Origin of the sequence: Sulfitobacter sp. M85 (assembly GCF_029285915.1) — a bacterium.
Lineage (GTDB): Bacteria > Pseudomonadota > Alphaproteobacteria > Rhodobacterales > Rhodobacteraceae > Sulfitobacter > Sulfitobacter faviae.
On sequence record NZ_JABECQ010000005.1, the window covers coordinates 55,031 to 69,546 of the forward strand.

Consider the following 14,516-nt stretch of genomic DNA (forward strand, 5'->3'; position numbering starts at 1 on the left):
GGCTCTTTTACATCATCTTACGGCCCCGTGTCACCTCAATATCGAGGTCGGTGATCTTCTTGCGCAAAGTATTTCGGTTAATTCCCAGCAAAGCGGCACATTTCGCCTGATTCCCCGCCGTCGCGGCAAGGGCGATTTCGATCATCGGCAGTTCGACCTCACGCAGAATCCGCGCGTAGAGGCCCGGCGGTGGCAGCATGGAGCCGTGCAAATCGAAGTAGCGTTGCAAATGCCGCTCGACCGAGGCGCCCAGCCGTTCAGTATCGGCCTCGGTCTGCATCGGTGCCGGGCCGCTTTGCGCGCCCAGCAGTTGCTCGGCCTCGCTGGCCGTGATCTCAGCCGCTTGGCTGGCCAGCGCGAGTTGCCGCATCGCATGTTCCAACTGGCGCACATTGCCGGGCCATGGGAATTTCACCAAGATCTGCGCGGCCTTGTCCGACAGCTTGCGCGGCGAGGCTGGGCCGGGATTGGCGCGGGCCAGAAAATGGTCCGCCAAAAGCGGGATGTCTTCGACCCGATCCCGCAGGGCGGGCACTTCTAGGGTCGCCCCCGACAAACGATAATAGAGATCGCGGCGCAGCTTGCCCTCTTGCATCGCGGCATCCAGATCGCTTTGACTGGTGGCCATGAAACGCGGCGCGTCATCGCCCGGCGCGTCCATCATCCGCACCAGACGGGCTTGGATATCCTGCGGGAAATCGGCGATCTCATCGATCATCAGAGTGCCCCCGCCGACCCGCGCCAGCACCCGCGAGGGGCCTTCGATATCCGCAAGATCGGCGTCCGTCACGGTCACGAACGGCAGGCTGCGGCGATCAGAGAAGTCGTGAATCGCCCGCGCGATCAGTGACTTTCCCGAACCGCTCTCGCCCCAAATCAGCACCGGCAGATCGGTGTTCATCACCCGCGCCACGGTGCGGTAGAGCGCCTGCATGACCGGGGTGCGGCCAATCATCGGCAGATCATCACGCTCCGCGTCGATCTCAGCACTGTCATCGGCCGCTTTGCGGCTAAGCGTGGTGCGCTGCTCCAAGGCGCGCGCCGTGCGTTTCATCAGATCCGGCAGGTCGAAGGGTTTGGGCAGATAGTCAAAGGCTTCGGCCTCTGCCGCCTTGATCGCCGTCATGATCGTGTTCTGCGCCGAGATCACGATCACCGGCAAGCCGGGCCGGTCCTGCGCGATTTTCGGGAGCATTTCCAACCCGTTGCCATCGGGCATGACCACGTCAGATATCACCGCGTCGCCCTTGCCCTCGCTGACCCATCGCATCAGGGTGGTCAGGCTTGAAGTGGCGTGCACCTTGCAGCCCGCGCGGGTCAGCGCTTGGGTCAGAACGGTGCGGATCGTGCGGTCGTCATCGGCGACGAGGATGGTGCCATCCATGTCAATTCTCCTTGAGGGCAGCGGCGCCTGCGCGCGGCAGCGAAATACGGAATGCGGTTCGACCGGGGGCGGAACCGACGGAAATCCAGCCTCCATGGTCTGAGATGATCTTGCTCACCAAGGCGAGGCCCAGCCCAGTGCCATTCTCCCGGCCCGAGACGAAGGGATCGAAAACATCGGCACGGATATGATCCGGCAGGCCGGGGCCATCGTCGATCACTTCGATCTGGAGGGGCAGCGGCTGGCCATCTCCATCGGCCCGGCGCAGTTGGAAGCCATGTTCATAGAAACTGCGCAGCCGGATGGTTCCCCCCGCCTCGCCCGCCGCCTCAGCCGCGTTGCGAATGAGGTTGAGCAAGACCTGCAAAAGCTGGTCCTTGTCACCAAGTGCGGGCGGCAGCGAGGGGTCGTAATCCTCGGTTATCTTCATGTGCGAGCCGAAGCCCAGCAGAGCCGACCGGCGCGCGCGGTCCAACACGTCATGCAGGTTCACGGGCTTGCGCTCGGGCGCGGTCAGATTGCCGAATTGTTCGACCTGCTCCAACAGCTTCACGATGCGGCGGCTTTCAGCGACGATCAGATCGGTCAGTTCCAGATCATTCTTGGACAGGTTCATCGACAAGAGCTGCGCCGCGCCGGTGATCCCGGCCAGCGGGTTTTTGATCTCATGGGCCAGCATCTCGGCCATGCCGATGGCGGATTTGGCGGCGGATTTCACGCTGTGATCTTGGGTGATGCGCCCGGCCAATTCGCGCGGCGTGATCATCAAGACCATCTCGCCTGCGCCGCCCACCAGCGGGGCGATCTGCAAGCCGCATTGCAAGGGCGCGCGCTGCATCGCGCCCACATCAACGTCATTGACGAAAAGCGGCGTGCCTTGCAGCCGTGCACGGGCGAATGCAGCCTCAAGCGGGTGATCCACCGCGATCAACTGCCAGATCGACTGGCCGATGGTGGCGCGGGCGGAGGCATTGAGGAAGCCTTCGGCAGAGGGGTTCAGATCGACGACCGTGTCATCCGCACCGACGATGAAGGCGGGCACCGGCAGAGAGGTCCAAACCTGCCGTTCCGGGGTCTCGCTTCTCATGCTGCGGCCCGGGGTTGGGCGGTGGCGGCGTCATATTGCATGGCCTCCGCGATGAGATCGAAAGTGGTTTTGACCTCGCGCGCCGTGAGCAGAGCGCGGCGCAGATCGGCAGGGGTGGCGCAGTAATCCATATACCAGCCCAGATGTTTGCGCGCGACCTTGGCACCCAGTTCGACGCCATAGAAACGCAGCATTTCGTCGTAGTGCTCGGCCACCATTTCGGCCATCGCCTGCCCTTGCGGGATCACCGGTTTGGGCCGTCCGTGCAGATCATGGGCGATCTGCGCCAGCAGCCACGGTCGGCCCTGCGCGCCGCGGCCCACCATGACACCGTCCGCCCCCGACAGCCGCAGGGCTTGGCGTGCCTCATCGCTGCCAATGATATCGCCATTGGCGATGACGGGGACGCGCACCGTTTCTTTCACCGCGCGGATCGCAGCCCAATCGGCGCGACCCTTGTAGAACTGACACCGCGTGCGTCCGTGGATGGTAATCATCTGCACGCCCGCCTCTTCGGCGCGTTTGGCGATCGGGGCGGCGTTGAGCATATTGTCGTCCCAGCCCAGCCTGGTTTTCAGCGTCACCGGCACCTTGACCGCGCCGACCACCGCCTCAATCAGCCGCAGCGCGTGATCGGGGGTCTTCATCAACGCAGAGCCGGAGGCGCCCTGCGTCACCTTCTTGGCTGGACAGCCCATATTGATGTCGATGATCCGGGCGCCCATCGCCTCGACCATGCGGGCGGCTTCGGCCATCGGTTCGGCCTCGCGCCCCGCAAGCTGGACGGAGGTGCCGATGACATCGAGCCCCAGTTCCGCTTTCTCCCGCGTGCCGGGGCGGCGGCTGAGCAATTCTTGGCTGGCGACCATCTCGGACACGACCAATCCGGCCCCGAATCGCGCCACGAGGCTGCGATAGGGCAGATCGGTGATCCCGGCCATCGGGGCGAGGAATACCGGGGGGTCGAATGTCAGGGGGGCGGCGGTCACATGCTTAATCCTTGTGCGGTCCCTTGCTGTGTAGCTCTGCCACGGGGTGACCTCAATAAAACTACCCTGAAAAGCAGCTATGCGCCAAGGCACTGCCCATTTTTTAGGCAGCCACCCCAGATTGCACCCCGCCGCCGCATTGCCTAGACAGGGCCATGTTCGCCAGCTTTTCCGGATTGCACAAATGAGTATCGCAGCTCTGATCGTTGCCGCAGGGCGCGGCAGCCGCGCCGGCGGTCCGCAGCCGAAGCAATGGCAGGCGCTGGCGGGGGCGCGGGTGATCGACCACACGATCGCCGCCTTTCGCACCCTGCCCCAGATCACCGAGATCGTGTTGGTGCTGAACGCGGACGACATGGATCAGGCAGCGGCATTCACGGCGGACGGCATCACCGTGACCACCGGCGGGGCGGACCGCGCGGCCTCGGTTCAACGTGGGCTTGCGGCGATCCGGCAGGCGACGAAGGTGCTGATCCATGACGCCGCGCGGCCCTGTGTTTCGGCTCAGATCATCTTAGGCGTGATCGACGCGCTTAACCAACATGAAGCCGCTGCGCCGGGGCTGCCGGTGAGTGACGCGCTTTGGCAGGGGCACGAAGGCCGCGTCACCGGCACCCAAGACCGCAGCGCCCTTTTCGCCGCGCAGACACCGCAGGGCTTTGACCTCGCCGCGATCCGTGCGGCGCATGCGTCTTATGACGGCCAAGCGGCGGATGATGTCGAAGTCGCCCGCGCCGCTGGCCTGACCGTTGCCATCACCCAAGGCAGCGCCGATAACCTGAAAATCACCCGGCCCGAGGATTTTGCCCGTGCCGCCCGCATATTGGAGACCCGCATGGACATTCGCACCGGCAATGGATTTGACGTGCACGCTTTCGGCCCCGGAGATCATGTGACCCTCTGTGGGATCGACATCCCACATTCCCACGGGCTGGTTGGCCATTCCGACGCCGATGTGGCGCTGCACACGGTGACCGACGCTATCTACGGCGCGCTCGCGCGCGGCGACATCGGCCAGCATTTCCCGCCGAGCGATCCGCAGTGGAAAGGCGCGCGCAGTGATATCTTCCTGCGCCATGCCGCGCAGATGGCCCGTGATATGGGGTTCACCCTCACCCATGTCGATTGCACCCTGATCTGCGAGACGCCCAAGATAGGCCCCCATGTGCAGCCCATGCGCGCCTCTATCGCCGAGATGCTGGGCATCGAATTGGACCGCGTTTCGGTCAAAGCCACCACGAGCGAGCGCCTTGGCTTTACCGGGCGGGGCGAAGGGATCGCCTGTATGGCCACGGCAACATTGGTGAAATCATGAGTGCAGCACATCTGATCGCGACGCTTCTGGGCGTTGGTCATATCCGCCCCGCGCCGGGCACTTGGGGGTCGCTCATCGCCCTGCCCTATGCCTGGCTTTTGCATGTGTTGGGGGGCTTTCCGCTGCTGGTGATCGGGCTTTTGGTGGCCATTCCCTTGGGCTGGTGGGCCACCGGACGCTATACGGCGGGCGGGCCGGATCATGACCCCGGAGAGGTGGTGGTCGACGAATTGGTCGGCCAGTGGATCGCGCTTTTGCCGCTGTCCTATGCCGCTTGGTCGATGCAAATCCCGATCCTTGCCATGTGGCCCGGTTGGATCGCCGCCTTCGCGCTGTTCCGGCTGTTCGACATCACCAAACCGCTGATCATCGGCTGGGCCGACCGTTTGGGCGGGCCTTGGGGGGTGATGCTCGACGATATCTTTGCCGGGGTTTTCGCAGCGCTCGGCGTCATGGCGCTGGCCGCACTTTATCACGGGGTGCTGTAAATGAGCCTTGCCGCGCAACTGTTGGAAAAGGCCCGCGAAACCGGCGCGATGGTCGCCTGTGCGGAAAGCTGCACCGGCGGCATGCTCGCCGCCGCGCTTACCGATCTGCCGGGGTCATCGGCGCTGCTGGACCGGGGTTTCGTCACCTACACCAATGCGGCGAAGATGGCGATGCTGGGCGTGTCGGAGGAGACGCTGACACAATGGGGCGCGGTGTCTGAGCAGGTCGCCGAAGAAATGGCGGCGGGCGCTTTGGCGCGGTCCGAGGCGCGGATCGCCGTCTCGATCACCGGCATCGCAGGCCCCGGCGGGTCAGAGCACAAGCCCGAGGGCCGCGTCTGTTTCGGCCTTGCCACGGCAGCCGGGGTTCAGACCGAAACGGTGGAGTTCGGCGCGCAGGGCCGTGATGCCGTGCGCTTGGCCGCCCGCGACCATGCGCTCGGCCTTTTGCTGCGAGGCTACGCGGCGCTTTAACCCTTGGGACCGTAAAGCTCTTTCGCGCGGTTCTCAAAGGCGCGCACGATGCGTTGCATCGCCTCGTTGAAAACCACGCCGATGACCTTTTGCAGGATGGCGTTGCGGAATTCGAAATCGACGAAGAAATGCACCTGACAGCCTTCGAGATTATCCTCGAAATGCCAGTTTGATTTCATATACTTGAAGGGTCCGTCGAGGTATTCCGTGTCGATCTTCTTGGCCTCGGGCCACAGCACGACGCGGCTGGTGAACCGCTCCCGAAAGACTTTGAACGAGATGACCAGATCGGCGTCCATCACCCGATGATCGCCGCGGTCCTCGTCGCTGCGGATGCGCGCGGCGGCGGTCCAAGGCAGGAATTCAGGGTAGCGGCCCACATCGGCGACAAGATCATACATCTGTTGCGCGCTATAGGGCAGTTGGCGGGTCTCTGAGTGCGTAGGCATTGCGTTCCGTAGCGTTGCGGGTTAACCCCCTATTTCACGTCTCAACCCCGCAGATTCAAGGGCAAAACCATGGCACACGGGCCTTATGTCATCGACGAAATGATCTCGGCCAAGGCCATCGCGGCGCGGATCGAAGATCTTTGCCGTGAGATTCACGGTGAATTCAACGGCACCGATAAATTGGTCGTGGTCGGCCTGCTGCGCGGCTCTTTCGTCTTCATCGCCGATCTGGTGCGCGAGTTGGACCTGCCGATCGAAGTCGATTTCCTCGAAGCCTCCAGCTATGGCGACGGCATGGAGAGCAGCCGAGAGGTACGTATCCTCAAAGACTTGCGCGGTGCCATCGAAGGGCGCGACGTGCTGGTCGTCGAAGATATCGTCGATACTGGCCACACGCTGCATCATGTCACCAACCTGCTGCGCTCGCGTGAGCCTGCGCGGTTGAAGTCCATCGCCCTGCTCGACAAACCCACCCGGCGTGAGGTCGACCTGAAGGCGGATTGGACCGGCTTTGAAATTCCCGATGAATTCGTTGTGGGCTATGGCATCGACTTTGCCCAACGCAACCGCAACCTGCCCTTCATCGGGACGGTCCGCTTTACGTGATGGACCCGCGGTGGCTGCTGCGCATGTCCCAATGGGCGCGCCATCCACCTTCGGGCAAACGGGTGATCGTGGTCTTCGCGATCATCGCGGCGGCTTTGGCCGTGGGGCTTGTCGAATGGCTGGGCTATTGGCCTGACTGGGCCGCAGCAGAGCGTATCCCCCGCCGGTTCTGACCCTGCCCGCAGCCTTATCCCGCTGATCACATTTTTGTTTTTTGCGACCTGCCCTTGCCATGTTACGCTGCGGCAAGAAAAGGGAGATGACCATGCATTTGACCAAAAGCATTACCGCCATTGGTATCAGCGCCGCTCTGATTGCCACCGCAGGCTTCGCCGCCAGCCATAGTGAGAAAGCCGCCAGTGCGGCGGTGAACGCGCGCCACGCGCAGATGCAACTGATTGCCTATCATACCGGCATTCTGGGCGGCATGGCCAAGGGCGAGACGGAGTATAACGCCGAGACGGCCACCGCTGCCGCGACCAATCTGAACGCCGCCGCCGGTTTCGCGCCGGGCACCCTCTGGCTCGAAGGGACCGAGCAAGGCGCTGTCGAAGGTTCCCGCGCCAAGGCCGAAATCTGGAGCGATCCCGAAGGGTTCAACGAAGCGCTGATGGCGCTGGAAACCGCCAGCGCGGATATGATCGAGGCCGCGGGCACCGATCTGGATGCGCTGAGGGCGGGCATGGGCGCAATCGGCAAGGCTTGCGGCGCTTGCCATGACGATTACCGCGGCCCCAAGAACTGATCCTTGCGACGGGTCATTCCTATACTGCTGGGCTGTGCCGCTCTCGGCGCGGCCCTTGGCTGGGCGCTCACCCGGCCCGATCCGCTTGAGCCATCCTATGGTGCCGGGCTGACACCGGACCCGGAGGCGGGCGCGTTGGTCTTTGCCGCCGGCGGCTGCGTTTCCTGCCACGCCGCGCCCGAAAGTGAAGAAGATGAGAGGCTGGTGCTGGCCGGGGGGCTGCCCTTCGCCAGTGATTTCGGCACCTTCCACGCGCCCAATATCTCCCCCGATCCCGGACAGGGCATCGGTGACTGGACCCTGCCGGAGTTCGCCCGTGCCGTGACGCGGGGCGTCTCGCCCGAGGGGCAGCATTATTACCCTGCCTTTCCATACACGGCCTATCAACACCTCGCCCCGCAGGATGTGGTGGACCTCTTTGCCTATATGCAGACCCTGCCCGCCTCGGATACGCCGAGCCTGCCGCATGAGGTGGGATTCCCCTTCAACATCCGCCGCGGGCTTGGCGCATGGAAGGCGCTGTCTTCACATGATGATTTCGTGATGGCCGACGCGCCCGATGCTGAGGTCGAACGCGGGCGCTATCTGGTCGAAGGGCTTGCCCATTGCGGCGAATGCCACACCCCGCGCAATGCCTTGGGCGCGCTCGACCGGGGCGCTTGGCTGACCGGCGCGCCGAACCCTTCGGGCAAGGGGCGTATTCCCGGCATCACACCGGATCAGCTTGATTGGTCCAAACCCGATCTCGTGGCCTATTTCACCTCCGGCTTCACGCCGGAATACGACAGCGCGGGCGGTGAGATGGCCGAGGTGGTCAGCAACCTCGCCCAGCTACCCGAAAGCGACCGCGAAGCGATTGCAGCCTACCTTAAGGCCCTGCCCGGCGGTTAACGCCGGGCGCGCCTTTTTCGATCAGGCGATACCCAGTTTGCGGTTCCGCGCCTCGCGCAGACGCGCGAAATCGTCACCCGCGTGATAGCTTGACCGGGTCAGCGGCGTGGCCGAGACCATGAGGAAGCCCTTGCCGTAGGCCGCCTTTTCGTAAGAGGTGAACTCTTCGGGGGTGACGAACCGGTCCAGCGCGTGGTGCTTGGGCGTCGGCTGTAGATATTGACCGATGGTCAGGAAATCGATGTCGGCAGCGCGCATGTCTTCCATGACCTGAATGACCGCTTGGCGATCTTCGCCCAAGCCCACCATGATGCCCGATTTGGTAAACATCGATGGGTCCAACTCCTTGACCCGCTGAAGCAGGCGGAGGGAGTGGAAGTAACGCGCGCCGGGGCGCACTTCGGGGTAAAGGCCCGGCACGGTTTCGAGGTTGTGATTGAACACATCGGGGCGCGCTTCGACAACCTTTTCAAGGGCTTCGGGGCCGCAGCGGATGAAATCCGGCGTCAGGATTTCGATCGTCGTATCGGGGCTGCGGTGACGCACGGCGCGGATGGTCTGGGCGAAATGCTCCGCCCCGCCGTCTTCGATATCGTCACGGTCGACGCTCGTGATGACCACATGGTTCAGCCCCAGTTTGGCGACCGCATCGGCCACGCGCCCCGGCTCGAACACATCCAACGCTTCGGGCGGCTTGCCGGTGGCGATGTTGCAGAAGGTACAGGCGCGGGTGCAAACCTCGCCCATGATCATCATCGTGGCGTGACCCTGAGACCAGCATTCCCCGACATTGGGGCAGCCCGCCTCTTCGCAGACCGTAGTCAGCTTGTTGTCGCGCATGATCCGCGCTGTTTCGGCATAGCCTTTGCCGCCGGGCGCTTTGACCCTGATCCAACTCGGTTTTTTCGGCTGGGCGTTGTCGGGCTTGCGCGCCTTTTCGGGGTGGCGCTGTTCGGGTATCTTCAGATCGCGCATCGGGGGCCTCTGATCATTGTGTCGCGGCCTGTTTATCACAGTCCTTGACCCGATGGCCACCTACTGCATACGCCCCCGCGACAAGGCCGCCATGCACAGGCGGCATCGCCCTAGACCGTTGATTTAGAACGTTGATATGTAACTGAAAAATTACAATGCAGTTGCAGCATTGCGAGAGTTGCCGAGGCTTCCTATATGGGCTACCAAGCCACAAAGATTCCAATCCGAGAAAGAGAGACGCGATGAAACCCGGTATCAATGTCCCCAACGTCACCTTCAAGACGCGCGTGCGCGACGAAAGCATCGAAGGGTCCAACCCCTTCCGCTGGGAAGACAAGACCAGCGATGATTTCTTCAAAGGCAAGCGCGTTGTGCTGTTCTCCCTCCCCGGTGCCTTCACCCCGACCTGCAGCACCTACCAGCTGCCCGGGTTCGAGAACAATTTCGCCGCTTTCCAAGAGCATGGCATCGACGCGATCTATTGCCTGTCGGTCAACGACAGCTTTGTCATGAACAAGTGGAAAGAGATGCAGGGCGTCCAGAACATCGACGTGATCCCTGACGGTTCGGGCGAATTCACCCGCCGCATGGGCATGTTGGTCGCCAAAGACAACCTTGGCTTCGGCCCGCGCAGTTGGCGCTATGCGGCCATCATCAACGATGGTCAGATCGAAGCATGGTTCGAAGAGCCCGGCATCCGTGACAACCACGACGAAGACCCCTACGGCGTTTCCAGCCCTGAGACCCTGCTGGAATACCTTGAGAACCAGAAGCAAACCGAAGCGGCCTAAGCGCCCTTTCATGTGACCGGATCGGGCCATTTGGCCCGGTCCCTTTGACCCCGCGGCCCCGCCCATGCCTAGTATTTCGCGCGAAGCTCTCCGGTCAGCCCCTCCCCCACTTCCTTCAGCGTCTCGGCCAGTTGCGCCGCCCAACCGCTGCCCGGCGTGCCCGCCCGGCGGACGAGCCCGATTTGCCGCGCAGGTTCCGGCGCGCCGAAACGGTGCAGGCGTAGGCCCGGCGCGGCATCAAGCTCGGTCTTGGCGGCGATTTCGGGCATCAGGGTCATGCCAAACCCCGCCTCCACCAGCCGCGACAGCGTGGCGAGGGAGGACGCCCCGGTGTGAATGCCCGCCTGCGTGCGGTCGCGCTGGCAAACCTCCAGCGCCTGATCGGTGAGGCAATGACCATCCTCCAACAGCATCAGCGGCGTGCGGGCCAAATCGGTCGGGCGGGCGACATCCGCCCCCGCCATCCGGTCGGCGGACCCGGCCAGCAGAAACCGATCCTCGAAAAGCGGCACCTCGGCCAGGCCCGTTTCGCCCGAGGGCACCGCCATCACCGCCGCATCCAGCGCCCCGGCGCGCAGATCGGCCAGCAATTGATCCGTCTGCGCCTCGCGTACCTCGACTCGAAGCGAGATATCCTGCGCCCGCAACGCGGCCAGCACGCCGGGCAACAGATAGGGCGCCACGGTCGGGATTAGACCGAGATTCAACGTGCCCGCCAGCCCCACCTGCTCCCGCGCCGTGGCCTCCAACAGCTTGGCGCGGCGCAGGATATCCTCGGCACGGGTCAGCACCTCGCGGCCCAAGGGCGTGAGCACCGAAGCGCGGCTCTGCCGTTCGATCAGCCGCCCGCCGAGCGTTTCCTCCAAAGTGCGGATCTGCACCGAAAGCGCGGGCTGGGAGATATTGCTCGCCTCCGCCGCCCGCCCGAAGTTGCCCAAGGTCGCCAGCGCGCGAAAGTATTCGAGTTGTTTCAGGGTAAAGTTCATAACTTTTACCTATCGCAATTTTACAAAACTGCAATTGGAAATTATGGGCGGAATCGATCATCTTGCTGTCAGACAGTAACCGAGGGGAACCCAAGATGAGCAAGCGTCTCACCACCACCGCCGGCGCACCGATGCCGACAAACGACACCAGCAAGACCGCGGGCGCCCGTGGCCCGGTCCTGCTGGACGACTACCAATTGATCGAGAAGCTCGCTCATCAGAACCGCGAGCGCATTCCTGAGCGTGCCGTGCACGCCAAGGGCTGGGGTGCCGAGGGCACCTTCACCGTCACCCATGACATCAGCCAATATAGCTGTGCTGCGATCTTCTCCGAAGTGGGCAAGACCTGCGAGATCATCTCGCGCTGGTCCACCGTGGCGGGGGAGCTTGGCGCCGCCGACAGTGAGCGTGACGTGCGCGGCTTCTCGGTGAAATTCTACACCGAAGAGGGCAACTGGGACGTTGTGGGCAACAACACACCGATCTTCTTTGTACGCGATGCCTATAAATTCCCGGATTTCATTCGCACCCAGAAACGCCACCCGCGCACCAACCTGCGCTCGCCCGAGGCGATGTTCGACTTCTGGGCGGCGCAGCCCGAATGCGTGCACCAGGTCACCATCCTGATGTCCGACCGCGGCATTCCGGTGAACCCGATGCATATGCACGGCTACGGCAGCCACACCTATTCGATGTGGAACGCCAAGGGCGAGCGTCACTGGGTGAAGTTCCACTTCCGCTGCCAGCAGGAAATCCGCAACCGCACCAATGAGGATGCGGAAAAGCTGATCGGGTCCACCCGTGAGAACTTCCAAGAGGATCTCTTTAACGCGATCGAAGGCGGCGACTACCCGAAATGGGAGCTGAACATCCAAGTCATGCCCGAGGAAGAGGCCGAGACCTGCGGCTTCAACCCCTTCGACCTGACCAAGGTTTGGCCGCATGCGGATTACCCGCTGATCCCCGTTGGCATGTTGGAGTTCAACCGCAACCCTGACAACTACTTCCAGAGCATTGAGAACGCTGCCTATTCGCCGTCGAACAAAATCCCCGGCATCGGCTTCTCGCCCGATAAGATGTTGCAGGCGCGGGTATTCTCCTATGCGGATGCGCACCGCTACCGTCTTGGCACGCATTACGAGGCCCTGCCCGTGAACGCGCCCAAGGCCGCGCCGATGCATCACTACCACAAGGACGGCGCGATGCGGTTCTTCCCGCAGCAGACCGGCCACCCGGATGCCTATTACGAGCCGAACCAATACGAAGGCTCGGCCCGTCCCGATCCATCGGTGCAAGAACCACCGCTGCGCATCTCGGGCGATGCGGACCGCTATGTGCAGGAAGAGGCGGATGCCGATTACGTCCAGCCGCGCAAGCTCTATACCGAAGTGTTCGATCAGGCGCAGCGTGACCGTCTGCACGAGAACATGGCCGGTGCCATGGCGCCCTGTTCGCAATCGGTGAAAGAACGCTGGTATGCGGTGCTTGAGAAAGTGCACCCCGACTATGCCGCCGGTGTGCGTGCCGCTTGCGAGAAAGACGAAGTCGCGATCTCGGTCACAGATGAGACACCGGTAAAGGTCGCAGACTAAACAACCGGGGCGGCAGGATTATCATCCTACCGCCCCTTCTTTACCCGACCCGCATTTACCCGATCATCGGGCCGCCCGGCCCCACGGTTTCATCGTAATGCCGTTTCAGCCGCATGAGTGCGATCCGAAGCACGATCTTGCCCGAACGCGCGGACCAACCGAGCCGCTTCTCGGTGGTCTCCAACCCCTCCAGATAGCAGCAACAGCGCAGCACCACGTCCGACAGGCCGGGGCCGAGGTCGGCCATGGCATAGGCCACCCTCTTGCGCGCCTCCGCCGCGGCCATGGCGCCTGCCCCATCTCGCCCGCCGCTAGGCTTTGCGCCGGGGGTCAGGAAATGGTCCCAATTCTGCGTAACCTCACCGCCCATCTGCGCCAGTTCGAAATCTTCGCGCAGCCTTTCGCCCGCATGGACCAGCCCCTCGTTCAAGAAGGGCGCGCCGGATTTGTCGCGCCGCCTTGCGAGGGTCGAAAGCGGGCTTTCTGACAAGCAATAGCGGCCACGGCGCGGGGCCGTATCTTCATCTGCGCTCAGGTCTGCGGCGGGCGCATCGGACCCGCCCAAAAAGGCGGCCTGATCTTCGGCAAAGCCGTCTACGGCCGCGCCCTGCTCTTCGAGCATCCGCCGCAGCGCCGCGCGCCCCGCGCTGGTGATATGATAGCGTGTCACCCGGCCTGTGCTGCCCGGCGCGATCCAATCTTTCAATGCCATCGCCTGCGCCACGGCGCTGTCCACCACGGCAGTGCGCGCGCCGGGGCCGGTGTCCGTCTCGCGCAGGACGACGGCCTTTTCCATCCCTTCGGCCACGGCAAGGATCGCGCCTGCCTCATGCAGGCGCCGCAGGACGCGCAGCGCCTCGGCGGCGAAAGTGTCTTCGTCAAGAAGGGGGGCGGCGGGTTTGGTCATTGTCGCTGTCTTTCCTGCTGGGGGGCCAGCAGTACAATCCAAGGCACGCCGCACCGCCCCGAGCCTGCGCAGGGCGGCATCCACCAGCGGATCGTCGCGCCGTGTCTCGATACGGCGGATTTGGCGCATGATGGTCGAGGCATGACAGCCTGCTTGGCGTGCCAAGGCCCGGATCGGGGCGCCGGTCTCCGTATGTGCGAGGTAATGCAGGGCTCCGTGCGGCACCCATCCCGGCAGGACGGACTGTTGAATTTGGTGATGCGCCTTCAATTGACTGCCACTTCCATTTTGGCGGGTCCCCAAGCTGGGTGAGTTATCCCCAGAGTTATTCACAACCTATGGATGTTTTGGTTACCCGTTCGTTAAAATCGTCGCATTTGGCAATGATTGTTTCCAAAAGGTAAACGCCATCGAAAGGCGCCGTGCGCCGGGAACCCGCAACACGCAACACCCGGAAAGGTTGTGCAACACTTCGCCGATCCGGGGTGATTCACCCCCTGAAATTGGAGAGTGTGATGCAAGATCTACTGACCATGTTGCAAAAACTTCACCGCCCGCGCCTGCTGATGCGGGCCGCCCGCATCGGGGCCGAAGACTACCGCCGCGGCACCCATCTGCCACGGATACTGGGCTTTGGCATATTGCCACGCCACGGCACCGCGCTGATCAAACTGATCGAGATCGAGGCCGCGTTGGACACCCAGCGCAAGACGGCGGATGCAAGCTATAGCCTGATCCGCCATGTAGATGTTCTTATTGCCATGGTTGGCGAGGCACGGTTCCTGAAGGCCGCTATGATGCCCAGCGCCTGATCTCCGATGCGGGGGATCGCCCCCG

Annotated in this window: 17 protein-coding genes; 10 read left to right on the plus strand and 7 right to left on the minus strand. The window is 63.2% G+C overall.

Annotated elements, in window-relative coordinates:
• Positions 1–7 precede the first annotated feature (7 nt).
• From HKX24_RS10980 to dusB, 3 genes are read right to left on the minus strand one after another with little or no spacing between them, the layout of a single operon-like run.
• Entirely contained in the window at positions 8–1,384 is a 1,377-nt protein-coding gene (locus HKX24_RS10980; RefSeq protein ID WP_271693653.1) for a response regulator, read from the minus strand.
• A 1-nt stretch (position 1,385) separates the two neighbouring features.
• Positions 1,386–2,471: an ATP-binding protein gene (locus HKX24_RS10985; protein WP_271693652.1), complete on the minus strand. Its 1,086-nt coding sequence runs from the start codon at positions 2,469–2,471 to the stop codon at positions 1,386–1,388.
• Complete coding sequence (gene dusB / locus HKX24_RS10990) at positions 2,468–3,460, minus strand: tRNA dihydrouridine synthase DusB (protein ID WP_271693651.1); 993 nt, start codon at positions 3,458–3,460, stop codon at positions 2,468–2,470. Before dusB ends, HKX24_RS10985 begins: the two co-directional genes overlap by 4 nt.
• A 184-nt stretch (positions 3,461–3,644) precedes the next feature.
• On the opposite strand from dusB, the gene HKX24_RS10995 reads away from it, so the two are divergent.
• Genes HKX24_RS10995 through HKX24_RS11005 form a run of 3 tightly spaced genes read left to right on the plus strand, consistent with a single transcriptional unit; the run spans position 3,645 to position 5,737 of the window.
• Positions 3,645–4,775 (plus strand): bifunctional 2-C-methyl-D-erythritol 4-phosphate cytidylyltransferase/2-C-methyl-D-erythritol 2,4-cyclodiphosphate synthase, encoded by a 1,131-nt coding sequence (locus HKX24_RS10995; protein WP_271693650.1) that lies wholly within the window; start codon positions 3,645–3,647, stop codon positions 4,773–4,775.
• A complete protein-coding gene (locus HKX24_RS11000; RefSeq protein ID WP_271693649.1) occupies positions 4,772–5,263 on the plus strand; it encodes a phosphatidylglycerophosphatase A in 492 nt (163 codons plus the stop codon). The genes HKX24_RS10995 and HKX24_RS11000 overlap by 4 nt, the downstream gene beginning before the upstream one ends.
• Positions 5,264–5,737, plus strand: a complete 474-nt coding sequence (locus HKX24_RS11005; RefSeq protein ID WP_271693648.1) for a CinA family protein — start codon at positions 5,264–5,266, stop codon at positions 5,735–5,737.
• Here the strand turns inward: HKX24_RS11005 and HKX24_RS11010 are convergent.
• A complete protein-coding gene (locus tag HKX24_RS11010; protein ID WP_168613460.1) occupies positions 5,734–6,186 on the minus strand; it encodes a type II toxin-antitoxin system RatA family toxin in 453 nt (150 codons plus the stop codon). The genes HKX24_RS11005 and HKX24_RS11010 overlap by 4 nt on opposite strands.
• A 69-nt stretch (positions 6,187–6,255) precedes the next feature.
• Between HKX24_RS11010 and hpt the strand changes: the two genes are divergently transcribed.
• From hpt to HKX24_RS11030, 4 genes are all read left to right on the plus strand, one after another.
• Positions 6,256–6,792: a hypoxanthine phosphoribosyltransferase gene (gene hpt / locus HKX24_RS11015; protein ID WP_276154012.1), complete on the plus strand. Its 537-nt coding sequence runs from the start codon at positions 6,256–6,258 to the stop codon at positions 6,790–6,792.
• The gene (locus HKX24_RS11020) at positions 6,789–6,965 is read left to right on the plus strand and encodes a hypothetical protein (RefSeq protein WP_271693876.1); all 177 of its coding nucleotides are present in this window, start codon (positions 6,789–6,791) and stop codon (positions 6,963–6,965) included. Before hpt ends, HKX24_RS11020 begins: the two co-directional genes overlap by 4 nt.
• 92 nt (positions 6,966–7,057) lie before the next feature.
• Positions 7,058–7,537, plus strand: coding sequence for a cytochrome c (locus tag HKX24_RS11025; RefSeq protein WP_271693645.1), 480 nt, complete (start codon positions 7,058–7,060; stop codon positions 7,535–7,537).
• Between the two features lie 3 nt (positions 7,538–7,540).
• Positions 7,541–8,428 (plus strand): cytochrome c, encoded by an 888-nt coding sequence (locus HKX24_RS11030; protein ID WP_271693644.1) that lies wholly within the window; start codon positions 7,541–7,543, stop codon positions 8,426–8,428.
• Between the two features lie 21 nt (positions 8,429–8,449).
• On the opposite strand, the gene lipA is transcribed toward HKX24_RS11030, so the two are convergent.
• A complete protein-coding gene (gene lipA, locus HKX24_RS11035) occupies positions 8,450–9,403 on the minus strand; it encodes a lipoyl synthase (protein ID WP_271687409.1) in 954 nt (317 codons plus the stop codon).
• A gap of 242 nt (positions 9,404–9,645) precedes the next feature.
• On the opposite strand from lipA, the gene HKX24_RS11040 reads away from it, so the two are divergent.
• Positions 9,646–10,194 (plus strand): peroxiredoxin, encoded by a 549-nt coding sequence (locus HKX24_RS11040; protein ID WP_067266850.1) that lies wholly within the window; start codon positions 9,646–9,648, stop codon positions 10,192–10,194.
• 68 nt (positions 10,195–10,262) lie between these two features.
• Here the strand turns inward: HKX24_RS11040 and HKX24_RS11045 are convergent, their stop codons facing one another.
• Complete coding sequence (locus HKX24_RS11045) at positions 10,263–11,180, minus strand: hydrogen peroxide-inducible genes activator (protein ID WP_209218869.1); 918 nt, start codon at positions 11,178–11,180, stop codon at positions 10,263–10,265.
• 95 nt (positions 11,181–11,275) lie between these two features.
• Here HKX24_RS11045 and HKX24_RS11050 point away from each other — a divergent pair, with 95 nt between their 5' ends.
• On the plus strand, positions 11,276–12,772 hold the full coding sequence (locus HKX24_RS11050) for a catalase (RefSeq protein ID WP_209218870.1): 1,497 nt from the start codon (positions 11,276–11,278) through the stop codon (positions 12,770–12,772).
• Positions 12,773–12,827: 55 nt separating this feature from the next.
• On the opposite strand, the gene HKX24_RS11055 is transcribed toward HKX24_RS11050, so the two are convergent.
• The gene (locus HKX24_RS11055; RefSeq protein WP_271693811.1) at positions 12,828–13,916 is read right to left on the minus strand and encodes a DUF6456 domain-containing protein; all 1,089 of its coding nucleotides are present in this window, start codon (positions 13,914–13,916) and stop codon (positions 12,828–12,830) included.
• A 278-nt stretch (positions 13,917–14,194) separates the two neighbouring features.
• Between HKX24_RS11055 and HKX24_RS11060 the strand changes: the two genes are divergently transcribed.
• On the plus strand, positions 14,195–14,491 hold the full coding sequence (locus tag HKX24_RS11060; protein WP_271687411.1) for a DUF6477 family protein: 297 nt from the start codon (positions 14,195–14,197) through the stop codon (positions 14,489–14,491).
• Positions 14,492–14,516 lie beyond the last annotated feature (25 nt).